Source organism: Sanyastnella coralliicola, from assembly GCF_030845195.1.
GTDB classification, from domain to species: domain Bacteria; phylum Bacteroidota; class Bacteroidia; order Flavobacteriales_D; family Sanyastnellaceae; genus Sanyastnella; species Sanyastnella coralliicola.
The window spans coordinates 3,122,937-3,147,552 of record NZ_CP132543.1 but is presented as its reverse complement, the minus strand read 5'-3'; the positions used below and the strand labels follow the sequence as shown (position 1 = coordinate 3,147,552).

Sequence of the window (24,616 nt, the reverse complement as noted above, 5' to 3'; positions counted from 1 at the left end):
AGAAAGCTGACCGAAGTCAGCTCCCTGGCTGTCGTAGCGCAGGGCAGTTCCGCTTGTCGTGGGGCATCTTTGATACAGAAACAAAGAGAGATGCTCAAGTGGCTAAAACGACATAGCGAACAATTGGAAGTCATCGACTTCGCCATTCTCAAACTCACCATGGTTGGTTTCGGGTTGATGCTCGGTGCAGTGATCCCGAACTGGGTAAACGATCAAGCTTTTTGGCTTGCTCCCGTCATCGGTGTGGGTATGATTTGGCTGGCGTATCGATTCCTTCGAACAAAATAATACCGATTCAATATGAAACTCGCATTGAATAAAGACCAGACCATCGGGGACTTTCGAGAGCAGTTCAATCAACTCTTTCCTCGACTATCCATTCAGCTATTCACTCAGCCTCATGGGGTTGGAGAAGGTTCTCCCGCTGCGGAGAAAGTGGATGAATCACGTAAGCTCGCCGAATGGCTGACCGACTCAGGACATGAGAATGTAGAGGTCGACGGCAGTATGAGTGTGGCAGAGCTCGAGGCAGAACTTGAGAAGCACGGTTTGCATGCCCAGGTCTTCCGCAAATCTGGCAACCTATGGTTAGAGACTACCCGCACTGATAGCTGGAGTCTAGAAAAAGTGAACAACGAAACCTATTAAGCAATGAATCACGATAAAATTCCCGTAGCAGAAAGACGCTACATGAACGAACTCCACGAAGAACACCAGACATGGGTAAAGGAGTTGGAGTTCTACAAAGAAGAATTGGAGATCTTCCGCAACCGCCTTGGTGAGGTGAGTATCAAAAACAACAAGCCTGAGGAGCGTGCTGACGTAGAGCACTTTCAGAATCAGTTCTTGCGTGAGATTGAAGTGATCGATACCCTGCGTCACGACATCAACGCTCATGAAAAAGTGTTGGTAGAATACGCGAAAGACCACCCTGCGGCGGTTGAACACACCTATTTCAGAGACCACACTGAGCTCACGGATCGCATGCAGCGATTTGAAGAGTTATGGAAGGAGTTGAAGAATGATTTCAACCGCTTCCTTAGCAAGTGGATGTAAAAAACCTGACAAATGTCAGTTAGATGACTGGGGCACATCATGGTGTCCCGGCATCTATCCCTCGAACTTTGTAAACCAACTTTTCCGTTATGAAAAGAATTCTTGTACCCACCGATTTTTCCAAGTACGCGTACTACGCGGCTGAAGTAGCAGCTGGTATTGCGAAGCAAACAGGCGCTCGCGTCTTTCTTTTGCACGCACTTGATATTCCGCATTACGGAACGAATGATCGTTTCGATGACGCCCCAGATACAGCTGAAGGCATCTTCATGCTGAAACGGGCCAAACAGGAATTCCACAAACTCATCTCCCAGCCTTTCTTTGAAGGGGTAGAGGTAGCGGAAGTATTGCAATGGGAGAGCGTTTACGAGACGATTTCAGAGAAAGCCAAAGAGCATGAGATTGACCTGATTGTCATGGGTTCTCAAGGCGTGAGCGGAGTGAAAGAGTTCTTTGTAGGCTCAAACACAGAGAAGATTGTTCGCACGGCTTCTTGTCCGGTGTTGACCGTGAAAGATCGTATGCCAGACTTCCGAGTGGAGAAGGTGGTGTTTGCATCGAACTTCTTCGGTGAATCTGCGCGTTCATTCAGAGCGTTGCGCTCATTCATCGATCTCTTTGGGGCTGAGACGCACCTGTTGAAGGTGATTACACCAGCCAATTTTGAAAGTACAGACTACAGCATGAAGTTGATGAAAGACTTCGTGGAAAATACAGGCATCCAGAACTTCAGCATGAATACCTACAACGAAATGATCGTGGAGAAGGGAATTCATGAGTTCGCCGCTCAGATTGATGCTGACCTCGTGTGTATTGAGACACACGGAAGAACAGGTCTCTCACACTTCTTCCGTCAGAGCCTGGCAGAAGACGTGACCAATCACAGTGACCGTCCGGTCTTGAGTGTCAAGATGCAAAAAGAAGAGGTGGCGAAAGGAGCCATCTTCCCAGTGTAACGAACTATTACTTACTACGATGAAGATATTGATCCCCATAGATTTTAGTGAGAACGCCAAGGTGGCGCTGCGCTATGCTATGTTACTCTTTGGAGACGAGTCTCCAGAAGTAGTGTTGCTCAACACATGGCAAGTCCCTCATACAGGTACGGGAATGCTAGTGAGCATTGATGACCTACTTCGCGATGAGTCTGAAAAAGGCATGGCCGAAGCTGTGGCGACCTTAAGAGATGAACTACATGATTCTATCAAACTCAGCGGACGTGTACACCAAGGAGGAGTGATTGATGTGATCAAGACGATCATGCGCACCGAAGACTATGACTTGATTGTCATGGGTACACATGGCGCGGATGACGTAAAGAAAAAGCTTCTCGGTAGTAATACATCGAATGTCATTCGCGGAGCCCGCATCCCTGTATTGGCGGTTCCGTTGGATACGGAGTTGAGCACACCAGCCTTGGTGTCGTTGGCGACTGATTTCGAGAATATCAAAGAAGACCAAGCGATGATCTTGCGTCGCATCGTTCGCAAGTTCCGCACGAAGTTTCATGCGGTGAATGTGCAGCGCGAGGCGGTCACAGCGAATGGCGTACCTGATACTTGGCAAACTCCTTTTAATGGAGATATGCCGGAGATGGTTCAGCTCGTTGCTGATGATGTGGTGTCAGGGATCGACGCTTACATGAAAGACAATGAGGTAGATCTCTTAGCGGTGATCCGCCATGATTACGGCTTCTTTGAAGGAATCTTCCACAAGAGTGTGAGTCGCTCTTTAAGCATGTATACCAATAAACCAGTATTGGTCATTCCAGAAGGATGATCTATTTGAGAATTGACTGCTGGCGCTGTCAATTCATCCTATGTATCAAATAGCAAGAAGGGGAGGGCGAAAGTCCTCCTTTTTAATTCAATAAAGTCAGGTGTGTTCAATAATGGTAAAATTTTGGGTGGCCGAAACCAATCAATTATAACGTGGAAAGGGCAATTATTGCTAGTGTCATTTGGTTTGATGCTATAACTTAGATGAAATTGATTACTAAAAAAAACAAAGGCTTTTGCGTCATACAATTTTTTATTCATGGCAATCTGACTTGCCAAATAGTTCGAATCGTGGCTTTGTAAAATCTTGTATTGAGAAAAGTATTAGGAGATTTCGAGAGTCATCAAAAAGTGAGTTCCCAATTGAGCTTGATCATGACACTAGGGGGCAGCTTGGTAGTCCTGAGATTCTAAATACTATTCTTCGGAAAATTAATAGCTGCAAAATATTTATTGCAGATATGTCAATTATAAATCCTCATTCTAGTACAAGGAAAACTCCTAATCCGAATGTTTTGTTTGAAACTGGATATGCTGTCAGAGCCCTTGGGTGGGAGAGGGTTGTTTGTTTGTTTAATTCTGACTTTGGTGACTTGAATGATTTACCGTTTGATATTCCTCAAAGAAGAGTGATACAGTATGGTTTAAATGGTAAGTCGAAATCAGAGGAAAAGGAAAGAGTGAGTTCCATCATCGCAAGTGTCATTGGTGAGTTCAGGCAGTCAAGCGAATGGCATGATCCCGTAAATGACTATTTCAAGGGCAAGATAGATCGGGTGTTTTTAGGATATGGCGAATGGTTATATAGAATTCTGAGGGGTGTTGATGTTAATGGAGGTCCAAATTCATTCTCATACTTAATGGACATGGAGGTTCGTGAAATTACTGAATGTTTGAAGTCATGTGAATCTTTAGGTTTTCAGTTGTTCAGATCTCAGAAAGAGCATGTTCGTGGTTTAATAGAGGCGATAGATTTGATGTTAAGTTCAGGTCTGTTCAGTAGGGAGGTTATTTCTTTGATTTTGGAGTTCAAAACACTTGTCGAACGATCATATTCGATGCTTAATATCAATTCAAGAGTTAAAGTGTTTGAACGAAGTGAAAACCGAAGCGAATTATACAGGTTAGCTAGACACGATCACTTTTTGAACGTAAAATCCTATTATGAGTATAGACTTTACCATTTAGTCAGAAATGATTTCGAAAACTCCAGTACTGTAATTGTTGATCGAGGTGAGTTTTCGGCACAAGTCAAAGATGACGAACTAACTATGATTTACACTCCGGTGATTGAACACTTAGATCGTCTTATAAGCGTATATACTCAATTTCAGTCAGTTGTTAATAGGTGGATGGAAATAACTGATGATGTTTTTATACTTCCGTTTTTTGTTGAGGAAGGAGACTTGATAGATACGAGACCAGAATAGTTCTTTGGAGGGGTTAGAATGGCCTAAGTGAAGATTTTAATTCCCCACTCTTACACGCCCTTCTCCATTCACAATAGCGAAGGTCACAGGTAAGATGAAGTTGCTTCCAATGGATTGCTCGTTGCGCTCGGCTGGAGTCCATAGCGGCATGTCCCAAACGCATTCTAAAGCAGCTTGGTCTAGGAAGTAGTGTGCGCTTTCAGATACGGCGACGTCGCGTACCAATCCGCCTTCATCGATGCGGAATGAGACTTTTACCGTTCCCGAGATGTCTTTTTTAAGGGCTTCTTTTGGGTAGACGGTGTTCTCTTGAATAAAGGTCACGAGTTCTAAATAACCTCCAGGGAACTGGGCAGGCTTATCCGTGACTTTGTTGTTGTAGATCGATTGTGGATCAGGGTATACGCGGTCAGCTTTTGATTGACCGTTCCATTCCCAACGTTTCCAGATGCCACATTTCTGTCCTTTGCAGTAGTAGCCTTCTGACTCTATTTGTCCGTTGCGGTAGTAATAGCTGAACTGTCCGTCTTCCACGGATAGGTCTTTGTCGGCATAGGTGCCTTGCATCTTCAGTTTTCCTGAGATGTAATACATGCGCACGGTTTTGTCTCCGTTGCCTTCGGAAACAATGGTGCGGTAGTACTGCGCCATGGAGTCGTGTGACACGGGCTCGTAGGTGCTACTGAGGTACTCGCGTTCTGATGACTGAGCGAACGATTCCGCGCTAGCGAAAAAGATCACCACTACCAGAAGCAGTATGCGTTGGATCAACCACATGTGATGGAGTAAAGGTTCTCAAGTGGCAAAATAGCACCTTAAAACTGCGGTTATTAACAGATTAACCCTAGTTATTAACAATCCAGTGGTAATGGTGTGGGTGTTTTTTGCGTGAAGAGAGCTCGTATCTTTGCGGTATGGATTACCAGTTTGAAATGCAGTGGCAGTCGGTAGTGAAACGCGTGACCGAGCAGTTTGGAGAAGATATCGACCTGCAATCGATCATTTACCTGGTAGGTGTGCAAGAGCTAGGACAGGGCTTTCGAAAGTTTAAGAAAGACGAGAAGGTAGACTTGATGCACATTGCAATCTGCACCTTGTTAGAGCCGTACGGATACTATGAACTGATTGGGAAGGATGAAGACGGGTGGCCGCATTTTAAGCGCATAAAAGCATTGCCCGGCTTAAATTCCGAGGATCAGGAAATGTTAATGAAACGTGCGATTGTACAATACTTCGAAGAACTGGAAGAGATTTGATCTACTCGATCGTTACTGACTCTTCGTTTGTTTCTTCTTCTTCGATCTTGATGATCCCTTGACCGTATAGTGTTCCTTTAGAAGCTTCGATGTCTAGTACGACGAAACCAGCTTGACCTTGCTTGTAGAAGTCAGTGAAGTTGAAAGAAACCTTCCCTGAAGCATTCGTCGTCTGTGTTGTATCAAAACGGATCTCACCAATCTGATCATCACTCGGAGTACCTACCGCGTACAAACGTACTTCAGCACCAGATACTGCTGATCCGAATGAATTCACCACCTGAACAGTTGCAATCGTCTCCTCTACTTTGTTACACGAGAGAATGGCTACGCTAAATAGCATTACCATGATTGCTCCCAATCCTATCGTTTGTCTTTCCTTCATGGGTCAGAATTCTTAATTTCGCTGGTTCGGAAACACCCGAGCCAATTACAAAAAAACAAAAAATTACGATGAGATCCCCACTTTTATTGATTGTAGGCCTCCTAACTTGTGTTATTCTTGGAAGTGCTTCTGGCTGTAATGATGGAAATTCAAGCACCGGAAACGAGGTTGATTCAGCAGTTAATGTTGCTGGAAACGAGTCAGATATGACAGGTGGGGACGAGCAAGCCCCTGATGCAACTATGGAAAAGAAAAGACCACAGGTGAAGATCATGACCGAGTACGGTGATATGATCGTTGAACTCTACAATGAAACACCAAAGCACCGTGACAATTTCCTCAAACTAGTTGAAGACGGATTCTACAATGACCTTCTCTTCCACCGTGTGATGAATGAATTCATGATTCAAGGTGGTGATCCAGATTCTCGTGGAGCGGCGCCAAACGTTCAGCTCGGACGAGGCGGACCAGGATACACCGTAGAGGCAGAATTCAATGATCAGTTTGCTCACGTGAAAGGAGCGCTTGCTGCGGCACGTCAGCCAGATCAGGTAAACCCGAAGAAAGCTTCTTCAGGTAGCCAGTTCTACATCGTACACGGGAAGCCACAGATTCCACAAGAGATGTTGATGCAGATGGAAAACCGCTTCAACATGCGTCGTGATAGCACAAACCAGTTCCGTTACTCTGATGAAATCATCAAGGCATACACGGAAAATGGTGGTTACCCATACCTCGATCAGGAATACACTGTATTCGGACAAGTGATCGAAGGATTGAATGTAATTGATTCTATCGCTGTGGTGAAAACTGATCGTGCGAACCGTCCGTTCGAAGACGTGAAGATGACCATGGAAATCGTCAAGTGATGAAAGATAAGATTGAAGGACTTCTGGCGAAAGTGAAGGAAGCTGCGCCGAATAGCGCAGAAGAGATCGAGAAGTTCCGTATTGAATTCCTAGGACGTAAAGGGCTGCTCAAAGACCTCGCTGCGGAATTCAAAGCCGTGCCGAATGAGCAGAAGCGTGAGATCGGACAATTGCTGAACCGTCTCAAGACAGACGTGCAAGAGAAGATTGAAACGTTGAAGTCTGCCGTTTCTTCCGGACCAGCAGCAGATGCTTCTGGGGAAGATATGACACGTCCGCACGGACAAGAACTTCCTGGTGCGCGTCACCCGATTTCCATTGTGCGTTCTGAGATACTAGATATCTTCTCGCGAATTGGATTTACGGTGGCTGAAGGACCAGAAATCGAAGACGATTGGCACGTGTTCTCTGGGTTGAACTTCCCGCCAGAACACCCAGCACGTGATATGCAGGACACCTTCTTCGTTGAAGGCGATGACCGTCTGTTGCGTACCCACACTTCTTCAGTACAGGTGCGTGAGATGGAAAAGAAAGACCCTCCGTTCCGTATTGTGATGCCAGGACGTGTATTCCGTAACGAAGCGGTGTCTGCGCGTTCGCACTGTGCCTTCCACCAGATCGAAGGACTGTACATCGATAAAGACGTCTCATTTGCTGACTTGAAGCAGACCTTGTTGTACTTCGCACAAGAGTTCTTCGGGAAAGCGAAGATCCGTTTGCGTCCGTCGTACTTCCCATTCACTGAGCCAAGCGCTGAGATGGATGTGTACTGGGGACTAGAAACAGAAACGGATTACCGTATTACGAAGGGAACCGGATGGCTTGAAGTATTGGGCTGTGGAATGGTTGACCCGAACGTATTGAAGGCTTCTGGAATTGATCCTGAAGTGTACAGTGGGTTCGCTTTTGGAATGGGTATCGAACGTATTACGATGCTGCGTTACCAGATCGGTGATCTTCGCATGTTCTTTGAGAACGACATGCGTTTCCTATCGCAGTTTACCTCGGTTAGTTAAGATTCGGTAGATCGAATACTACGGTGCAGCCGTGATTCTCTTCAGAGTCAAGGTGAATCTTCGCGCGGATTTTTTCGCTGGCAATCTTGACGAGGTACAAACCTAATCCAGCGCCCGTTGACTTGTGTGTTCCTTTGACAAACATGTCGAACACTTTGTCGCGCACCTTTTCTGCGATACCTAAACCGTTGTCTTCTATCTGCAGTTTCGCGCCGTCTGAATCGGTAACGATAGAGATCTTACAGTAATCTTCAGGCGTACCCTTGCGGTAAGAGATGGCATTTTGAATGGTCTGTTGCAAGATCACCTTCATCAATTTGAAGTCACTGAAGAAGGCACCGTTCTCTTCAATGTCCCAAAGCATGCGAATGCCCTGAACCCCTACCAATTCCTTCTCTTGAAGCTGGTACTTCAGCTTGTTGAAGTCGATCTGCTCTACCTTAATGTCTACCTTCTTGTAATCCACCGCGCGCGACAGATTCACGAGGATGTCGTCCATTTGATCACTACATGAGGCGATCAACCCGAGGTACTTCTTGGTGCTGGCATTGTGCTCTTCTTTCTCCAACAGACGTAAGAGACTCTTGATACTTGTCAGCGGTGTACGAAGGTCGTGTGACGACTTGTAGATGTAGGTATTCAGTTCCTTATTGGCCTTCCGCAGTTCGCGTGTACGCTTGTAGACTTTCCATTCTAAGACCTTGCTCAGCTTGCGCTTCTGACTGAATTCACGAAGCAATAGGAAGATGACAATCGTGAAAAAGACCAGCCCGATAATAATGATGTTGCGCATTCGCGCGAAACGTGACTCTTCATGTTGCGTGCGCGTATCGGTTTCAACGCGAGCGTATGGTTCTGGGTTGAACTTGCTGCTTCCACTCGCTCTCTTCAGGGCAGAAATTTCAGCCTTGTGATTGAATAGAGAGATGCTGTCGGCAAAAGCCAAGGCCACGTATGCTTCTTCGAAACGATCGCGTTTCTGGAAGAACTCTGCTTTTCTGCGCGCGATGCGTTCTTGCCAGAATACCTCGTTCTCAATCACTGCCAAACCTTCTGCGTCGTGGAAAGCAAGCAAGGCATCTGCATCGCGGTTTCCGATGGCGTATAAATCTGCTAATCTGAAATGCACGTCAATGGCATCTGCCGCTGACAACCCACCCATGAATTCAGCTGCTTTTTCTTGGTAGATGATGGCCTGTCGGATGTCTCGGTTGCGCTTGAAGAAATCAGCTAGGCGCTGCAAGAAGAAGGCGCTTTGATTTGGACTGTCGAGGTTCTCCGCCACTTCCATAGCTTCAGCAGCTACGGCTCTGGCACCGGCATTGTCTTGCTCTGCTTGGTAGGTGCGCATGAGCCACTCGTAGTTCTCCAAGCGCTCATCATCCATGTCGTAGTTGACATAGATTTCATTGGCTTCTTCAAGGTACTTACGGCTTGAATCGAACTCTGCAATGTTGAAGTAGACGACCCCAAGTTCTTCAATGGCCACTGCTCGGCGCATATCATCAATGCTTGGATCGTCAATGAGCATTTTCAGCAGCGTCTCCGCCATTTCCGCCTGTCCACTGCGGGAATGAATGATGGCTGTTTTGAAACGTGCGTTGACTGCTTGATCGTGGTTGTCGGCCTCTTCGAAATGTTGAAGCGAACTGGCGTAGTATTCGAGGGCTTTGGTGTAGCTATTTTGCTCGAAATAGATTTCACCGGCGTAATAGTTGCTCTCTCCTAGAAGTTCAGGATCTGTGGTGTGATAAGGAACGCTGTTGAAGGTTTGAATGGCGCGCACCGGCTTGTCGAGGTGCATGAATGACTTCCCTTTTTTGAGGAGGTAGGCTGCCATTTCTTCGCCGTGGAATCCCTTCGTTTCGAGGGAGTCTACCATTTCAACGAAGCGCAAATGGTCTCCAACTTGCCATGCTTCTTCGGCACGTTCTTGCAAGGTGTTTGATTGCGCTAGCGCGGAAACGCTACACAACAATACCACTAGTATGGAGACAGTTTTCAAATACACGGTAGAAGCTAGGACATGTACAAATTACACTTAGTTGTTTTCATTCGTTGTAGGAATCGACTGATATTGATTACGCTAGCTCATCCATTCGCTCGAGCGCTACTTTCAATAGGTCGATGCTTCCTTGAATGTCTTGCTTGTGCGCCATTTCAATCACACTATGGATGTGACGAGTAGGGATCGAAATCGCCCCGCTAATCACGCCACCTTCCGTCATTCGCTGGATTCCAGAAGTGTCAGTTCCCCCAGCAGTCAGGATTTCTGGCTGCCACGTAATTTCATTTTCATCGGCCACCTTCTTCAAGAACGTCACCATGCGTGGATCACAAATCGCACTGGCGTCCATGATCTTGATGGCTGTTCCTTTTCCTAATGAAGTGACTTTCTCATGCGCTTGCGCTCCCGGCGTATCGAAGGCAATGGTGGTGTCTAATCCCAAACCAAAATCTGGTTGGATGGCATGTGCCGCAACCATGGCTCCGCGAATCCCTACTTCTTCTTGAACGGTGAACACACCGTACACATCGTACGCTGGATCTTTCAACTGCTTCAGTGCTTCGATCAAAATGAAGACACTCACACGGTTATCGATCGACTTACAGTTCACGCAATCGCCCATTTCAATCAGGCCGCGTTCACGTGTCACGGTGCTTCCAATCGGAATCAACTCGCGCACTTCCTCCGCACTCATGCCGAGGTCAATGAAGTAATCTGAAATCTTCGGTGCCTTATTACGCTCCTCTGGCGACATGATGTGGATTGGCTTTGAGCCCATCACACCCACCACATCTTTCTTCCCGTGCACAATCACTCGCTGCGCCGTCAAGGTTTTCGGATCAAACCCACCGAGGGTATGGATGCGGCAAAAGCCATTATCATCCACATGGGTCACGATAAACCCAATCTCATCCATGTGCGCCGCGATCATGACCTTCTTTGACGAACGTCCTTTCTTAATCGCGGTGACATTCCCCATGGCATCCACTTCCACGTGGTCAACATGAGGGGTAATTTCTTTGATGACAAGGTCACGCACCAAGTCTTCGTGCCCTGGCGCTCCTGGAGTCTCGCAAATCGTAGCGAGAAGTGAAGTATTTAGCTGCATGCGTTTTCCGGTTAATCAAATGTAGGGGTAACGCTGGGCGTTGGAGTGGGAGGAAGGGGGGGAATATAAAGGGGGGGTGGTTGATAACCCGGCGTCCGGCGTCCGGCATCCGGGGGGTGGGAGGTTGAGAACCCGGCATCCGGCGTCCGGCATCCGGGGGGTGGGAGGTTGAGAACCCGGCATCCGGCGTCCGGCATCCGTGGGGTGGGACATGGAATGTGGAACGAGGGTTTTTGAGAAGGGACAGTAGGGGGCAGCAGGGTTGTGTTGGATTGCCCAAGGGGCAATCTCTACGAACGTTATTGAGTTGTGGCTTCGCTTCGCTCAGCAGCTCAGGTCATTGAATAACAAACGCAAAGCATTCATCATTCACTAATCACCATTCATTATTTATTACTCTTGGTAGATCACCTCCATCACCGTCTCCCCAACCGCCTGAAGCGTCTCCTTATCGATCACGCTCATGTCGTCTTTGTGGGTGTGGTGGAAGGCGCCGTAGCCCATGGGTAGGACGTCAATGTGGTATTCCACGATGTTGGCGCTTGGGACGCCTCCTTCTGAAGTGACGAAGTAGTTGTCGTCAATGGTGATGGGTGTTTCTTCTGCGCGGAAGTACTTTGTGTGCCCGAGTTTGCGGGCGGTGCGCCATACTTTGTCTACCACGTTTGGTGATAGTTGTACAGAGGTTCCTTCGCGGTTGAATACTGCGTCTTTTCCGCCGACCATGTCGAGGAGGATGCCGTAGCTGGCGCGGTAGCCGATTTTGTGCTTGTTGGCTGACCAGTACTGTGAGCCCAGACACCAGTCGAGGTAGCTTTCTTCGTCGTCTTCTACCCATTCTGGGGCACCGTAGTCTTCGGTGTCAAAGAAGATGATGTCGATGCCGACGTCGGTCATTTGTTGGTTGAGTTGGCGAGCTACTTCGAGGAGCACGCCTACACCTGAACCACCGTCGTTGGCTCCGGCGATGGGTTCGTTTTTGCGCGTGCTGTCTTTGTCAGCGTACGGACGAGTATCCCAGTGTGCGTAGAGCATGATGCGCTTCTTCTTGTCTACTCCGTATTGGCCAATGATGTTTTTCATGGCGAGCGGCGTACCGTCCCATGCTTCCACTGTGGCTTCTTGTACGATAACGTCAGCACCGAAAGTCGTGAGCTGAGCAGCGAGCCAATCAGCACAAGCAGCATGTTCCGGTGTGTTCGGTACACGCGGACCAAAATCAACTTGCTTCTGAATGTAAGCGTAAGCTGAATCAGCATTGAATGCTGGGGTAACAACTTTCGGCTTGCTGTCTTGAATCGTACGATGATCCTTGTTCTCTTCGGGCTGACAAGCCCAGAAGCCAGTGACAAGGAATGTTGCAATAAAGAGTAGGTGGAGGAGCTTATGCTTCATGTGTCCAGGTAGTACCTTCTTTGGCGTCCTTAATTTGAACGTTGATTTTGTTCAATTCGTCTCTGATCTTATCGGCAATGCCCCAGTTCTTTTCTGCTTTGGCATCAGCGCGCAATGCAATCACAAGGTCCATAACACCATCGAGTAGGTCATTGTCTCCGCCAGCAGCTTCTTCTTCGATTTTCAGGCCGAGGACGAAACCAACGAATTCATTCATGGTTGTCTTGAACGCTTCCAACTGTGCTTCATCCATCGAAGCCGTTCCAGCGGTAATCGAGTTGATTTGCTTCACTCCTTCGAACAACACAGAGATCAAAATCGGTGTGTTGAAGTCGTCGTTCATGGCGTCAAAACAACGCTGGCGCCAAGCGGCCACATCAAAGTCTCCAGCTGCACCAGCAGTGAGTGATCCCATCGCAACCATGGCATTTGAGAGCTTCTTGAATCCTCGTTCTGAAGCTTGCAGCGCTTCATTTGAGAAATCGAGCGTACTCGCGTAGTGGCCTTGCAACATGAAGAAACGCACCGTCATTGGTGAGTATCCTTTGTCTAGCAACTTGTGGTTACCTGTAATCAGTTCTTCCGGTGTAAATCCGTTCCCTTCAGACTTCGACATCTTACGGCCGTTTACTGTGAGCATGTTACCATGCATCCAGTAGGTCACCGCAGCGTGTCCGTGAGCGCCTTTGTTCTGGGCGATCTCACATTCGTGGTGCGGGAATTTCAAGTCCATACCACCACCGTGGATGTCGAATTTATCTCCGAGGTACTTGGTGCTCATTACTGAACACTCCAAGTGCCATCCAGGGAAGCCGATGCCCCAAGGTGAAGGCCAACGCATGATGTGACTAGCGTCTGCATTCTTCCACAAGGCGAAGTCGAGTGGGTCACGCTTCTCGCTTTGTCCGTCGAGATCGCGTGTATTATTCATCAGCTCGTCGATCTTTCTACCTGAAAGTTCGCCGTAGCCGTGAGCGTCATTAAATTTCTTGACATCGAAGTACACAGAGCCATTCACTTCATAAGCAAAGCCATTCTCAATGATCTTTTTGATCATTTCAATCTGCTCAATGATGTGTCCGGTAGCTGTGGGTTCGATTGAAGGAGGGAGGATGTCAAAGATGCGCATCACATCGTGGAAGTCATTGGTGTACTTCTGCACGATTTCCATCGGCTCGAGGTTTTCGAGGCGTGCTTTCTTGCTGATCTTATCTTCTCCGCTATCCGCGTCATCGGTGAGGTGACCTACATCCGTAATGTTGCGCACATAACGCACCTTGTATCCGAGGAAACTGAGGTAGCGGTAAACAACATCAAAGGAAAGGAAGGTACGCACGTTTCCGAGGTGTACGTTGCTGTAAACGGTAGGTCCACAAACATACATTCCAACGTAGGGTGCGTTCAACGGTTCAAAGAGCTCCTTGTCACGATGCAAGCAATTGTACAAATGGAGCTTCTGCTCTTGATAACGTGGATTGTCCATGGTGCAAAGAAAATGAATTTAGGGTTGAAATAGGGGGTAAAAAGAAAGAACCGCCGTTTCCGACAGTTCCTTCGCGCATGGTTATTTATAGTTGTAGTTGATATCGATCTTATTCTTCTTCGTCGATCACACCTGTTCCGATGTACTTTCCATTCTTGTAGATCTCGATTCGAACCAGAATTCCATCTTGGTTGTAACGGTACCACTTACCGTTCCATAGACGTCCGTTCTTGAAGTCACCTACCTGCGTCACCTGTTGTAAAGCGTTGTACAGAATGTTGTGACCGTTCGGTTCGAACTTATGAGCTTCGTTGGTGTGCTCGTCTTCCTCAGGTGAAGCGGATACGATCACCTCTTCTTCCTGTTCAGGAGTGGTTGTCTTTTTCTCTCTTGGTGCGTTTCCACCGAAGGTGCGTGTTGACCCTTTCTTCACGGCTCCGTTGTTGAGGGTCTTCACTTCTTTCAGCTTTCCGTTTTCGTAGTAACGGCGCATCGCTCCTTCTTCTTTACCATTCACGATATTCACTTCCAGCGCAAGCTGTCCGTTCTCGTGGAAGTAGCGTTGAACGCCATTTCGCTTTCCGCTATCAGCAAAGAAGAATTCTTGTTGCGGTTCTCCGTTTTCGTGGAATCGTTTGAACTCACCTACGTTCTTATTACGGTGCCAGGTGCTTTTCTCTTCTACTTGTCCGTTATCATAGTAGATGGTATAAGGTCCGTACGGACGATCATTCACGTAAGTAATCTCACTGTGAATGGTTCCATCTGGATAGTACTTCTTCCAGAGACCTTCTTTAAAGTTGTTGATGTAATTTCCTTCTTCAACGGTGGCATTCGCCGAGAAGTCCATTTCTTCTGACATGTATCCTTTGATGATCCAATACCCCTGACGCAGGCCTTTATCGTCGACCTGGTTGAGTTCAGACACATCGCCTGCAGTGGCGCCGGTTGCGACCAACAGCAAGATCGGAAGGATCCAAAGCTTGAATGTTGAATGTAGTGAAGTCATTTGCCGTGTTTTGCTGGTTAAGCTACACGTGTGTATACGGGCAAATGCTTCTCAGGTTTCAGCTAGCTCTTTTTTTTTCTGAATTGCGGTGAGCATGATGTCCACAAGGGAATTGACATCGGTCTTCGCGCGCCAGTTCCAATCGTTCGCAGCCTGGCTATCATCAATGCTTGACGGCCAAGATTCCGCAATTTGCTGACGGAAGTCTGGGTCATAGCTGATTTCAAATTCAGGCATGCGCTGACAAATCTGTTCCGCCAATTCTGCCGGGGTGAAGTCAACACCATTAATATTGTACGAAGTACGCACCGAAATCTTTTCGGCATCTGCCTGCATCAATTCGATGGTTGCGCGAATCGCGTCTTCCATGTACATCATCGGTAGACGCATGTCTTCTGCCAGGAACGATGTGTACTTCCCTTCTTGAACCGCTTTAAAGAAAATGTCTACAGCGTAGTCAGTTGTTCCTCCACCTGGTTCAGATCGGTGACCGATCAACCCTGGGTAGCGGATGCTGCGCACATCAACTCCGTATTGCTTTTGGTAGTACGCACACCACTGCTCACCAGCGAGCTTCGAGATACCGTAAACGGTCGTAGGCTCCGTAATGGTTGATTGTGGTACGTTTTCTTTGGGAGTGGTTGGCCCAAACACCGCGATGCTTGATGGCCAGAATAGTTTCTTGAATAGACCCTTCTTCGCCGCGTTCAATGTGTTGAACAGTCCGGTCATATTCAGGTCCCATCCTTTCTCCGGGTACTTTTCCGCGGTAGCGCTGAGCATAGCCGCTAGATTGTACACGGTATCAATGTTATGCTTTCGAAGGACTTCTTCGAGTTGATCTTCATTCAGAATATTCAGGTGCTCGAAAGTGAATACTTCGAGTTCCTTTTGTGCTGGAGGACGAATATCGGCGCCGATCACATTTTCGGTACCATGAATCCTTCCGAGCTCGAGGAGCAATTCGACCCCAATTTGGCCCGACGCTCCGATCACAAGTGATCGTTCGATGGTATGTTGCATTCCCGCTAGGTTCTTCCTACGAAGTCATTTTTCGTAGTGGTGCGAATATACGAAATCGTTTCTCCTCCTCCACCCCTCCTGGCCTCCCCTCTTGGTCTCCCCTCCACGAGGGGAGAAAACTATCCCTAAAGAGTAGGGGGTGCAATGGATAAGTAACCCCTACGGACGCCGGATGCCGGACGCCGGAAAAAAACTACAGAGACAACATCTCTTTGAATCTCACCGCTTGCCTCCTACTAATCTCCACTTCAGCGCCTCCTTGCATGGTGACTTTGAGGCGGCCGTTGAACCATGAGTCTACTTTGTCTACTGAGTTGACGTTGATGATTTGTTGGCGGTTGGCACGGAAGAATACTTCGGGGTCGAGGCGTTCTTCGAGTTGGTTGAGGGAGCGGAGGATGAGTGGCTTGTAGTTCTCGAAGTAGACGCGGCTGTAGTTGCCGTAGACTTCGAACATGCGGATGTCTCCTAGGCGGACAAGCCAGCATTTGTCGCCGTCTTTGACGAAGACGCGTTTTTCGATGTCGAGGTGGTCACCGCTGGCTTCTTGACGTTTGACTTCACGCTGCTCTTCATCGGCGATGGCCTGGGTTACCTTTTCGATGGCTTTGCCTAGACGCTCTGGTTTGAGCGGCTTGAGTAGGTAATCGAAGGCGTTGTATTCGAATGATTTGATGGCGTATTCGTCGTAGGCCGTGGTGAAAATCACGTGCGGTACCACCTCCAGTTCTTCGAGAAGTTGGAAGCCGTCTTTGCCGGGCATGTGAATGTCTAGGAACAAGACATCTGGATCTTGTTCGCTCAAGATTTGCAGTGCGTCATCTACATTGTCTGCCTCACCGATCAACTCTACGTGATCGTGTTCCTCTAACATGCTCTTTAATTCTAACCGTGCGAGACGTGAATCTTCAACGATCAGTGCGGTAATGTGCTTGCTCATAAGGGGAGTTGTATTCTTGCGACCACGAATTCGTCTTCCTCGCTCAGGTGTAAGGAAGCCTCTTCACCGTACATCAACTGTAGTCGACGACGAATGTTCGGCAGTCCGATGCCGTGGCTGTCTTGTTTTCTTGGGTTGTTATTCCATTGTCCGCTGTTGCTGATTTCTAGAATCAAGCGGTTATTTTCTTCTCTTCCGGTGACCATGACTTTGCCGCCTTCACGACTGGCAGAAACACCGTGCTTGACGCTGTTCTCTACCAACATCTGAATCACCATTGGCGGAATCTTGTGATGCAGCAAGGCATCGTCTACCTTAATCTCATAGCTCAGCCTGCTTTCGTACTGAACCTTGCAGAGATCAAGGAAGTCTTGAACGACTTCAATCTCATGTTTTAAGGCCACGTCGCGTTGCTCCGAAATGGTCATGCTGTAGCGAAGTAGGTCACTCAGCTTCGTAAGCATTTCCCGCGATCGCGGAACATCTTCCAACATCAAAGCCCGGATGTTATTCAGGGAGTTGAACATGAAGTGCGGATTGATCTGTCCCTTCAAGGTGTTCAACTGGGCGTCACGCATGGCCGCTTCCGAGCGGTAACGCTCAACCCTAGAAATCTGAGCAATGCGGAAGTAGTGGAAGGCAAAGTAAATTAAGCTCCAGAGTAAAACGATGAAGTAGTTGTTCAGTGCCGTGACCAAGATGGTCTTGGTCTGAAGATCCATACTCACTTGTGGGGCGTAGAGCGATACAATCCATCGTACGCCCGTGTAGCTCATTCCCCAAACAAGAGAAGTGATTGCGCTTCCCACCATTACAGGGAGGATCAATCGGAAAGGACCTCTCTTCAGCCAATCACGCTTTTTGACGTAATAGCGGAAGAGGGCCGTGCTGAACATGCCGAAACCGTAGACGCTTAAGGCCATGACAACGACCGTCCAGTCAACATCTGACCGGAAGAAATTCATCCCCAGGAGGATGAGGAAGAATAAACTCCATCCTCCGAGTTGAAAGGCCCAGAACGGACTTCTATTTTCTACTGCTTCAGGTGCCAAATTTCTTTTTCAATTCGTTTTCGATCATCGGTATGGCTGCCACCAAAAGTACACACCAGAGGATGTATACGATGAGTTGGGCAGTGGTCAATTCAAACAAAAAGGTAACCGCAATACCAGCTACAAACATGAGGGCGGTGACGATCTTAAACCAATACTCACTTCGTGCATTCGCGTAATCCCAATGTGCTTGGTCGCGCATGGAGCGTTTGGTGCGGTAGCCATAAGTATGGTTGATCTTCTTCGGGGGAAATTTGATCATGACCCCCACAATGATCAAGTTCAGGACCGCCGGAATCAGATTTAGCCCGAGCTCACTCAGTTCCATAGCGTGCATTAATCCATTCACTCACCGTATTCAAGGCCTGAGGTGAAACTGTTTGTTCGATGCTTCCATATTGCGAAACCGCTCCGCTTTCTGACTCCTGCAACAAGTGGTTGTGGTTCTTCAGAGTCACGGTGGTTACATCTTCGTTGTTTGCACGACGTGCCGCAAATTCAATCGAGCGCAGGTTGTTTCCAAAGTCAACCTGAACGTCTTTATCTCCATTGATGGCGAGGATCGGACAGGTTACTTGCTCGTAAAAAGTGCGGGCGTCGAGTTCAATCAGTTCTATCATCCAGCGCTGACTGAATTGGTCGCAGATCAACTTGACCATGTCTTCACCCGGCATGCCCGTAGCTTGGCCTTTGAGGCGCTCTTCGGTGTATTCCGTCAAGTTCTTACGAATCAACACGCTGTCGCCTTTGGCTTCGATGACGATGTTGGTGTGGTTCTCCATCACCTCTTGGGTCTCAATGGCCGCTTCAAGTGTCATCCCTTCCGCGATAGCGATATCAGCCGCCTGCGTCACCAATACTTCTTTACCTGAAACGCCGAGACCAGCAAGCGAAACCACGAAATCAACTTCATCGTTGCCTGCGGCAGCAATCGCCGCTACGAGACCTCCTTCGCTATGTCCCATGAGACCAATAGGTACATTTTCATACCCCTCTTGCGTGCGCAACCAACGGAGTGCCGCCAAGGCATCTTCAGCAAAATCACGGCTCGTAGCCATGGCAAAGTTTCCTTCTGATTCTCCAATGCCACGCTCATCATAGCGCAATGAGGAAATGCCTTGACGTGCCAGGTGATCTGCCCAGACGAGGAAAGGCTTGTGGCCAAGCAATTCGCTGTTGCGGTCTTGCGGACCCGAACCAGAGATGAGAATCACGGCCGCTTTGATGTCGTTGTACGGACGATACTGCGTACCCTTCAAAGTATAACCTGCAGTTGGGGTTTTGAATTCACTCTCCACCATAGCGTAAGGGTAGGGAGGAAGCGGTTCTTGCGGACGACGCGCCTCCTCTTTCTGAAGCTGTTCCCGTTGAAGAATGATCGGGTATTCTTGTCCTTGCTGGAGCATGCGTCCGGCAATTTGATTGAGCTCTTTCATGTAGACTCCTTCGAAGGTCAACTTGAGTTGTTCGACCTCGAGTACCAGCGAGTCATTGCGAAAGTGTCCGTCAGTAATTGGAGTGCTGCCACCGCCTTGATCCGGGCTTTGGAACTTGCCTTTGAGGGCGTCGTCGTTTCCTTGAATAATGAATTCAGCGCGAATGACCTGCCCCATTAAGGAGGCCTTTCCATTCCAGAAACCAGTGATATCTTGAGCGTTAGCCGACGAAAAAGTCAAGCCAAGCACCAATAGGGTAAGAAGTGAGCGCATAAGGTTCGATTTCATGACAGGTGGAAGATAATTCATCTCAACTTTTTGCCATTGTTGAAAATGGGGAGCGGTCTCGGCCAACGCCAAGCGGAAGGTTCGCATCATTTTTTCTACCTTCGGACGCAACAAATGACCTGCCAGTGATCCTTAGCCTTTCAGGAAGCGGAAAGAGCGATCAACCCCTCTCACCAGACGAATACCGGTCGTACTTCGAACAGTACTTCACGCCTATTCGTAACTACCTGTATTTCAAGACGGGAGATGAGGGTATGGCCGAAGATATCGCCCAAGATACCTTCATTAAGTTGTGGGAAAACCGTCATAAGATTGAACGCAAGACGGTGAAATCATACCTCTATACCATTGCAGGGAATTTGGCGATCAATCAGCTGAAGAGACAGCAACTTCAATACAAATTCCAGAATCAGGTAGAGATCCATCAAGACAATCGCGATCCTGATTACTTGCTGGCCATGAAAGAGTTCGAAGCGAAGCTTCAGAAAGTCATTGGTGAAATGCCCGAAGGAAGCCGTGAAGTCTTCTTGATGAACCGATTAGAGGATTTGAAGTACCGCGAAATTGCCGAACGTCTTGGAATCACAGTGAAGGCCGTCGAAAAACGAATGAGCAAAGCGCTTCACATTCTCAGAGAAAAGCTGAATATTGAGGTGTGATGCAACGCCTTAGCAAGATCTTCCTAATACTACCCCTGATCTTTCTGGCACTTTCGACCCAAGGTCAAGACCTCCCTGATAGTGTGCGTTTTGATGGTAAGGAAGTGAAGCTCAACCGTGCGCTGCTTGATCTTCGAAAAGAATTTAATCTCCCACTTGCCTACGATAACCGCCAGCTGCGCAATTACCGTGTGACGGGAACAGGTGAATGGATGTCTCCCGAAGCCCTGCTACGTCAGTGGTTAATCCCTATTGGTTTTACCTACGAGTTGATCTACGGCACCTTTGTGATCTACCCACAGAATGAACGACTGGCACAAAACAAACCCACTCGGTTTGAAATCTCGGTGTTCGGGCGTGTCATGGACCTCGACAATGGAGAGCCCTTACCTTATGCTACCGTGGCCGAAGAGGGCACCAGCAATGCGAACAACTCAAACCTGCAGGGGTATTTCACCTTAAATAATGTCACGGCAGATACCGTGGTCTTGGTTTGTACTTACGTGGGGTACGACCCCTTCCGTTTGCAGTTGACACCTTCCACCGATCTGGAGAACGTAGAGATCTACCTCTCGCGATCACGGGCGTTGCTACCAACCGCGCAAGTCACGACCTACCGCCAAGGATCTACCATTAAAGTAGAACGGCCATCGCTCACCTTAGTGGATGGTGAACTGGCCAACGAACTTCCGAGTATTGGTGAACCCGATATCGTACGTACCATTCAGCTGCTGCCCGGAGTAAGTGGGGCGCTCGAAAACTCGGCCTTCATTCACGTGAGGGGAGGGGCTGGAGACGAAAACCTGGTGACCTATGATGGATTCACCATCTATTACCTCGATCACTTCTACGGGTTGTTCTCGGCCTTTAATACGAACTCCATTCAAAGCGTGCGTCTGCACAAAGGCGTGTTCAGTCCGAAGTTTGGAGGAAGAGGGTCGTCGGTTTTAGAGATTACCGGACGCACAGGAAACAAGAATAAACCGGTAATCAAAACCGACTTGAACTTGCTTAGTGCTGCGGCGCATATTGAATCCCCGATTCTCGCAGACCGCGCTACGCTTATGTTGTCTGCCCGACGTTCATTTACGGATGTGGTGTTTAGTCCGGCCTATCAAGAACTCTTCAATGGCGTCTTCAATAACAGCGTCTTGCCAGGAGCCAATGATGAGGTCAATGCCTTCACCAATGAGAGCTCTCCTGATTTTCATTTCTATGACATCACTGGAAAGTTAGCCCTCGAGGTGGGCGAGCGCGGCGACTTGTCGTTCTCACTTTATTCAGGTAGAGATCGTTTGTCGATTGCCTATTCAGATAGCACGACTGACGGAAGATTCTTCGTGGGCTACAATGATCGCAGCGAGTGGGGTAATTTGGGTTACGGTGCGAAATGGACCAACCAATGGAATGCCCAACATTTCTCGAGCGTGACCTTTGGTCGGTCCGTCTTCTCTTCTGAGCTCTTTGGTTTTGATAGCCGAGAGAACTTGTTGATTGGAACTACCGATACGCTTTTCTTCGATCGCGATACACGCATCGCTGATGGTACTTTGCGCCTTGATCACGAAATCAGTTTACCAGGACACCTAATTAATATGGGGGCTGAGCTCACGGCGATCAATGTATCGAACAGTCAGTTGGCGAGCAATGGCGAGAACGATTCAGATACGGCAGCAGCGAGTATTGCTGCGGTGTATGTAGGTGACCAATGGAAATTGAACGAACGTTTCTTCTTCGAGGCTGGTTTCCGTGCGGTGTATTTTGATCGCAACCGGTCACTTTATCCGGAGCCGCGCTTTTTGATGGATTTTAAAGCCACTCCGTCGTTAACCTTACATGTAGGAGCTGGAGCCAACCACCAATTCATTCGCAATGTGCGTCGTCAAGACCTGTTCCTGAATACCAGCGATGAGTGGCGTTTGGCGGGGGAGTCGCGCATTCCTGTCTTGCAGACCGAACAGCTCACGGCCGGATTCTCCATCACCAAAGGACTCTTCTCTTTCAGTGCGGATGCTTGGTATAAGACCGCATCCGGTGTGACAGAGGATGCCTTGCGCTTTACCTCCTTGCCCGCAGGTACTTTCGAACAGAACCTGTTGAATGGTGATGGTAAATCGCGTGGTATCGAATTGCTCGCGCGCAAAGAATTAGGGGTGCATAGCGGATGGATCGCCTACACTTTGAGTTCTACAGAAAACACCTTCAATGAATTGCAAGGAGATCAGATTCCCGCATGGTATGACCGCAGTCATGAGCTGAAGACCGTGTATCAGTTCCGTCCGGGACGATTCCGTGTCAATGCTGTATTCGTTTATGCGACTGGTTTGCCGTATACCCCGGCAGCTGGGGTGTATGATATCACCTTGATCAATGGTGAGACTGAACAGCTGTTGGCCTTTGCCGAGATTCATTCCGGACGATTACCAGACTATCATCGTCTTGATCTCAGCGGCTTCTATGACTTCACTTTAGGAGAAGGGAATGCAAGTATCGGCTTCTCTTTGTACAATGTATATAACCGTACGAACGTCCGCAATCGTTATTATTATTTGTTAGGAACCCAGGAAGAATCAATTGAGGTCGCCTTGCGTGATCAATTGTTCTTAGGCACGGTTCCGTCAATTCAATTCAGTTTCGAATGGTAATGCGCTTCTTCGTCATAGCACTCATCTTGTTCGTGTCTTGCGAAAAGGCCAACGACGAGCAGTCGCTGTTTGTGCAGGCGGTGTTGATTGAAGGCGAAGCGGTGAGCGGTGTGCAAGTGGCGGTGATCAGCGAGTCAGGGCAGGTACCTGTTTCAGGAGCTACGGTTCGCTTATTCAATGAGGCAGGTGAAAGCGTGCAGCTGAGTGAAGCTACGGCTGGTAGCTATGCTGACCTTGATGGGAACTTTGTGATTAGTGCGGGGGCTCGTTATCGTTTAGAGGTGACTTATGATTCTTTTTTCGCTAGCGCGGAAACGGTGATCCCTGTACAAACGAGTATTGATCAGTTGAGTAGTACCACGATTCCGATTGATTCGGGCTCTTCGGGGCAACCGATCTTCTCGGTACTTTGGAGCAATGAAGAGGACCTGACCCATGTATTGGTTTTACGCGTGAATGAAGAGACGCCCTTGGAGATTCCTTTTGATGTGAACTCTGGGTTCTTTGCGAGTCAATACTCGGTGCCGGTCACTAGTAATGGGGTGACCTTATTTGATACCGATTTCACCTATTACGGAAACCATACGCTAGAAATTTACACGATTGATGCCGCGTACGATGCGCTGTATTTTTACCAACCCGGAGACGCTGGAAACATTATAGATGGCGGGCCAGAGAATATTGATGGGGGTGTTGGTTACCTGACAGGAGCCTGCCTAAATTCGATCGATCTGGAACTTTTGCAATAAAAATGTGATAAAGTGGTAGGGGAAGAAGAAAGTTGCTTGTATTCATTGCCGATCAACGCTACAATTAGACTGTTGTGAAGAAAGAAAAGATGTTGAATGACGTGTTGCAGTCCTGGAAAGTTCCTGCGACACACACAGAAGAAGAATCCTGGAATGCTATCCAGGCGAAGATCTCCCAGATGGAAGATACGCCGGTGGTATCGATCAATCGCCGACGCAACTTTGGTTGGGTGGCGGCTGCCGCGGTGGTGGTACTTGTTGCCTCTATCCTCGTCCTTGGTCCTTCAGGAACAGAAGAGGTTGTTGCTGACGTAAAGCAGGAGGTTGCACTTCCTGATGGTTCAGTAGCCCACCTCAACAATGGCGCTACCCTCGCTTACGATGGCGATTGGGATAACCGCGAAGTGAAATTGCAAGGAGAGGCTTTCTTTGAGGTAACGAAAGGAGAGAAGTTCTCTGTAGTAACAGAACAAGGAGTAGTTGAAGTACTCGGTACATCATTTAATGTATATGAGAACGGAGATCTTTACCATGTTGACTGTTACACTGGAAAAGTGAAAGTGTCACACAATGGCGTGTCGCACATCATCACTCCAGGTCAATCAGTGAAAGTTCAGAATGGAGAGCTAAGCCAGCCTTTCGAATTTGTTCGTCAGGAACCAAACTGGATGAGCTCAGGATTCCAGTATTACAGCGCAGACTTATCGCGTGTTATTGACGACATCGCCGCGTACTACAACGTGGAAATCGCCGTTAATTCAGAGATAGCTGGTGTTGAATACACGGGTTCTATTCCTGAAGTAGGTGCTGAAGAAGCACTAAAAGTAGTTTCTCTTTACGTAGAGAACAACTACGGACAGCCGTTAGCTGTTCAGGTACAGTAGCTTAGGAATTAAAAGCAGTTGCTGACCAAGAATTGTGAAAACTTGGGTAGGGTAACGCTAGATTCAACTGTATCATTTATGATTTTTGTACCACATGAAGTACGATTCGCTCTGAATCGTCATCAATAGTATAGTTAGTTTTAGTTA

At 48.1% G+C, this 24,616-nt stretch carries 25 protein-coding genes; 13 read left to right on the top strand and 12 right to left on the bottom strand.

Translation table 11 applies throughout. The annotated features are described in order from the left end of the window. The first annotated feature begins 90 nt into the window (after nt 1-90). The 6 genes from RA156_RS13125 (at nt 91) to RA156_RS13100 (ending at nt 4,264) form a co-directional block, all read left to right on the top strand. Nucleotides 91-288 (top strand): hypothetical protein, encoded by a 198-nt coding sequence (locus RA156_RS13125; RefSeq protein ID WP_306640713.1) that lies wholly within the window; start codon nt 91-93, stop codon nt 286-288. Between the two features lie 12 nt (nt 289-300). Continuing rightward, nucleotides 301-648 (top strand): hypothetical protein, encoded by a 348-nt coding sequence (locus RA156_RS13120; protein WP_306640711.1) that lies wholly within the window; start codon nt 301-303, stop codon nt 646-648. Nucleotides 649-651: 3 nt separating this feature from the next. After that, nucleotides 652-1,056 carry a hypothetical protein gene (locus tag RA156_RS13115; RefSeq protein WP_306640710.1) on the top strand — a complete coding sequence of 135 codons (405 nt, stop codon included), beginning with the start codon at nt 652-654 and terminating at the stop codon, nt 1,054-1,056. Nucleotides 1,057-1,145: 89 nt separating this feature from the next. Next, on the top strand, nt 1,146-2,012 hold the full coding sequence (locus tag RA156_RS13110; RefSeq protein ID WP_306640709.1) for a universal stress protein: 867 nt from the start codon (nt 1,146-1,148) through the stop codon (nt 2,010-2,012). 19 nt (nt 2,013-2,031) lie between these two features. After that, complete coding sequence (locus RA156_RS13105; protein WP_306640708.1) at nt 2,032-2,835, top strand: universal stress protein; 804 nt, start codon at nt 2,032-2,034, stop codon at nt 2,833-2,835. 235 nt (nt 2,836-3,070) lie between these two features. Beyond that, nucleotides 3,071-4,264 carry a hypothetical protein gene (locus tag RA156_RS13100; RefSeq protein WP_306640706.1) on the top strand — a complete coding sequence of 398 codons (1,194 nt, stop codon included), beginning with the start codon at nt 3,071-3,073 and terminating at the stop codon, nt 4,262-4,264. Nucleotides 4,265-4,300: 36 nt separating this feature from the next. Here RA156_RS13100 and RA156_RS13095 read toward each other — a convergent pair whose 3' ends face one another. Continuing rightward, nucleotides 4,301-5,041, bottom strand: coding sequence for an energy transducer TonB (locus tag RA156_RS13095; RefSeq protein WP_306640705.1), 741 nt, complete (start codon nt 5,039-5,041; stop codon nt 4,301-4,303). 137 nt (nt 5,042-5,178) lie between these two features. Between RA156_RS13095 and RA156_RS13090 the strand changes: the two genes are divergently transcribed. Next, entirely contained in the window at nt 5,179-5,520 is a 342-nt protein-coding gene (locus RA156_RS13090) for a hypothetical protein (protein ID WP_306640704.1), read from the top strand. A 1-nt stretch (nt 5,521) separates the two neighbouring features. On the opposite strand, the gene RA156_RS13085 is transcribed toward RA156_RS13090, so the two are convergent. Beyond that, the gene (locus RA156_RS13085) at nt 5,522-5,905 is read right to left on the bottom strand and encodes a hypothetical protein (RefSeq protein ID WP_306640703.1); all 384 of its coding nucleotides are present in this window, start codon (nt 5,903-5,905) and stop codon (nt 5,522-5,524) included. 68 nt (nt 5,906-5,973) lie between these two features. Between RA156_RS13085 and RA156_RS13080 the strand changes: the two genes are divergently transcribed. Then, a complete protein-coding gene (locus tag RA156_RS13080) occupies nt 5,974-6,774 on the top strand; it encodes a peptidylprolyl isomerase (RefSeq protein WP_306640702.1) in 801 nt (266 codons plus the stop codon). Next, entirely contained in the window at nt 6,774-7,790 is a 1,017-nt protein-coding gene (gene pheS / locus RA156_RS13075; RefSeq protein ID WP_306640700.1) for a phenylalanine--tRNA ligase subunit alpha, read from the top strand. The genes RA156_RS13080 and pheS overlap by 1 nt, the downstream gene beginning before the upstream one ends. Here the strand turns inward: pheS and RA156_RS13070 are convergent. The 10 genes from RA156_RS13070 to RA156_RS13025 form a co-directional block, all read right to left on the bottom strand. Then, on the bottom strand, nt 7,783-9,801 hold the full coding sequence (locus tag RA156_RS13070; RefSeq protein WP_306640699.1) for a tetratricopeptide repeat-containing sensor histidine kinase: 2,019 nt from the start codon (nt 9,799-9,801) through the stop codon (nt 7,783-7,785). The two genes, pheS and RA156_RS13070, sit on opposite strands and share 8 nt — an antisense overlap. Before the next feature lie 70 nt (nt 9,802-9,871). Further along, nucleotides 9,872-10,906 carry a M42 family metallopeptidase gene (locus RA156_RS13065; RefSeq protein WP_306640697.1) on the bottom strand — a complete coding sequence of 345 codons (1,035 nt, stop codon included), beginning with the start codon at nt 10,904-10,906 and terminating at the stop codon, nt 9,872-9,874. 393 nt (nt 10,907-11,299) lie between these two features. Then, nucleotides 11,300-12,301: a M28 family peptidase gene (locus tag RA156_RS13060; RefSeq protein ID WP_306640695.1), complete on the bottom strand. Its 1,002-nt coding sequence runs from the start codon at nt 12,299-12,301 to the stop codon at nt 11,300-11,302. After that, nucleotides 12,291-13,784 (bottom strand): cysteine--tRNA ligase, encoded by a 1,494-nt coding sequence (gene cysS / locus RA156_RS13055; RefSeq protein WP_306640693.1) that lies wholly within the window; start codon nt 13,782-13,784, stop codon nt 12,291-12,293. Before cysS ends, RA156_RS13060 begins: the two co-directional genes overlap by 11 nt. Nucleotides 13,785-13,893: 109 nt before the next feature. Then, the gene (locus RA156_RS13050) at nt 13,894-14,793 is read right to left on the bottom strand and encodes a toxin-antitoxin system YwqK family antitoxin (protein ID WP_306640691.1); all 900 of its coding nucleotides are present in this window, start codon (nt 14,791-14,793) and stop codon (nt 13,894-13,896) included. A gap of 51 nt (nt 14,794-14,844) precedes the next feature. Further along, nucleotides 14,845-15,816, bottom strand: coding sequence for an NAD-dependent epimerase/dehydratase family protein (locus tag RA156_RS13045; protein WP_306640689.1), 972 nt, complete (start codon nt 15,814-15,816; stop codon nt 14,845-14,847). Nucleotides 15,817-16,009: 193 nt separating this feature from the next. Next, nucleotides 16,010-16,756 carry a LytR/AlgR family response regulator transcription factor gene (locus RA156_RS13040; protein ID WP_306640687.1) on the bottom strand — a complete coding sequence of 249 codons (747 nt, stop codon included), beginning with the start codon at nt 16,754-16,756 and terminating at the stop codon, nt 16,010-16,012. Then, the gene (locus RA156_RS13035) at nt 16,753-17,808 is read right to left on the bottom strand and encodes a sensor histidine kinase (protein WP_306640685.1); all 1,056 of its coding nucleotides are present in this window, start codon (nt 17,806-17,808) and stop codon (nt 16,753-16,755) included. Before RA156_RS13035 ends, RA156_RS13040 begins: the two co-directional genes overlap by 4 nt. Further along, entirely contained in the window at nt 17,798-18,070 is a 273-nt protein-coding gene (locus tag RA156_RS13030) for an SdpI family protein (RefSeq protein ID WP_306640683.1), read from the bottom strand. The genes RA156_RS13035 and RA156_RS13030 overlap by 11 nt, the downstream gene beginning before the upstream one ends. Before the next feature lie 52 nt (nt 18,071-18,122). Then, a complete protein-coding gene (locus tag RA156_RS13025; protein ID WP_306640681.1) occupies nt 18,123-19,532 on the bottom strand; it encodes an alpha/beta hydrolase family protein in 1,410 nt (469 codons plus the stop codon). A gap of 125 nt (nt 19,533-19,657) precedes the next feature. Here RA156_RS13025 and RA156_RS13020 point away from each other — a divergent pair, with 125 nt between their 5' ends. The 4 genes from RA156_RS13020 (at nt 19,658) to RA156_RS13005 (ending at nt 24,469) form a co-directional block, all read left to right on the top strand. Next, the gene (locus RA156_RS13020; RefSeq protein WP_306640679.1) at nt 19,658-20,191 is read left to right on the top strand and encodes an RNA polymerase sigma-70 factor; all 534 of its coding nucleotides are present in this window, start codon (nt 19,658-19,660) and stop codon (nt 20,189-20,191) included. Then, complete coding sequence (locus RA156_RS13015) at nt 20,191-22,836, top strand: TonB-dependent receptor (RefSeq protein ID WP_306640677.1); 2,646 nt, start codon at nt 20,191-20,193, stop codon at nt 22,834-22,836. Before RA156_RS13020 ends, RA156_RS13015 begins: the two co-directional genes overlap by 1 nt. Then, nucleotides 22,836-23,585 carry a DUF4249 family protein gene (locus RA156_RS13010; protein ID WP_306640675.1) on the top strand — a complete coding sequence of 250 codons (750 nt, stop codon included), beginning with the start codon at nt 22,836-22,838 and terminating at the stop codon, nt 23,583-23,585. Before RA156_RS13015 ends, RA156_RS13010 begins: the two co-directional genes overlap by 1 nt. Before the next feature lie 74 nt (nt 23,586-23,659). After that, nucleotides 23,660-24,469 carry a FecR family protein gene (locus RA156_RS13005; RefSeq protein WP_306640672.1) on the top strand — a complete coding sequence of 270 codons (810 nt, stop codon included), beginning with the start codon at nt 23,660-23,662 and terminating at the stop codon, nt 24,467-24,469. The last annotated feature ends 147 nt before the right edge of the window (nt 24,470-24,616 follow it).

Coding starts and splice junctions, on each gene's coding strand:
- RA156_RS13025 (WP_306640681.1), bottom strand. CDS start 19,532: ATGAAATCGAACCTTATGCGCTCACTTCTTACCCTATTGGTGCTTGGC.
- RA156_RS13050 (WP_306640691.1), bottom strand. CDS start 14,793: ATGACTTCACTACATTCAACATTCAAGCTTTGGATCCTTCCGATCTTG.
- RA156_RS13105 (WP_306640708.1), top strand. CDS start 2,032: ATGAAGATATTGATCCCCATAGATTTTAGTGAGAACGCCAAGGTGGCG.
- RA156_RS13045 (WP_306640689.1), bottom strand. CDS start 15,816: ATGCAACATACCATCGAACGATCACTTGTGATCGGAGCGTCGGGCCAA.
- cysS (WP_306640693.1), bottom strand. CDS start 13,784: ATGGACAATCCACGTTATCAAGAGCAGAAGCTCCATTTGTACAATTGC.
- RA156_RS13115 (WP_306640710.1), top strand. CDS start 652: ATGAATCACGATAAAATTCCCGTAGCAGAAAGACGCTACATGAACGAA.
- RA156_RS13125 (WP_306640713.1), top strand. CDS start 91: ATGCTCAAGTGGCTAAAACGACATAGCGAACAATTGGAAGTCATCGAC.
- pheS (WP_306640700.1), top strand. CDS start 6,774: ATGAAAGATAAGATTGAAGGACTTCTGGCGAAAGTGAAGGAAGCTGCG.
- RA156_RS13095 (WP_306640705.1), bottom strand. CDS start 5,041: ATGTGGTTGATCCAACGCATACTGCTTCTGGTAGTGGTGATCTTTTTC.
- RA156_RS13060 (WP_306640695.1), bottom strand. CDS start 12,301: ATGAAGCATAAGCTCCTCCACCTACTCTTTATTGCAACATTCCTTGTC.
- RA156_RS13015 (WP_306640677.1), top strand. CDS start 20,191: ATGCAACGCCTTAGCAAGATCTTCCTAATACTACCCCTGATCTTTCTG.
- RA156_RS13030 (WP_306640683.1), bottom strand. CDS start 18,070: ATGATCAAATTTCCCCCGAAGAAGATCAACCATACTTATGGCTACCGC.
- RA156_RS13010 (WP_306640675.1), top strand. CDS start 22,836: ATGCGCTTCTTCGTCATAGCACTCATCTTGTTCGTGTCTTGCGAAAAG.
- RA156_RS13085 (WP_306640703.1), bottom strand. CDS start 5,905: ATGAAGGAAAGACAAACGATAGGATTGGGAGCAATCATGGTAATGCTA.
- RA156_RS13080 (WP_306640702.1), top strand. CDS start 5,974: ATGAGATCCCCACTTTTATTGATTGTAGGCCTCCTAACTTGTGTTATT.
- RA156_RS13120 (WP_306640711.1), top strand. CDS start 301: ATGAAACTCGCATTGAATAAAGACCAGACCATCGGGGACTTTCGAGAG.
- RA156_RS13090 (WP_306640704.1), top strand. CDS start 5,179: ATGGATTACCAGTTTGAAATGCAGTGGCAGTCGGTAGTGAAACGCGTG.
- RA156_RS13110 (WP_306640709.1), top strand. CDS start 1,146: ATGAAAAGAATTCTTGTACCCACCGATTTTTCCAAGTACGCGTACTAC.
- RA156_RS13040 (WP_306640687.1), bottom strand. CDS start 16,756: ATGAGCAAGCACATTACCGCACTGATCGTTGAAGATTCACGTCTCGCA.
- RA156_RS13065 (WP_306640697.1), bottom strand. CDS start 10,906: ATGCAGCTAAATACTTCACTTCTCGCTACGATTTGCGAGACTCCAGGA.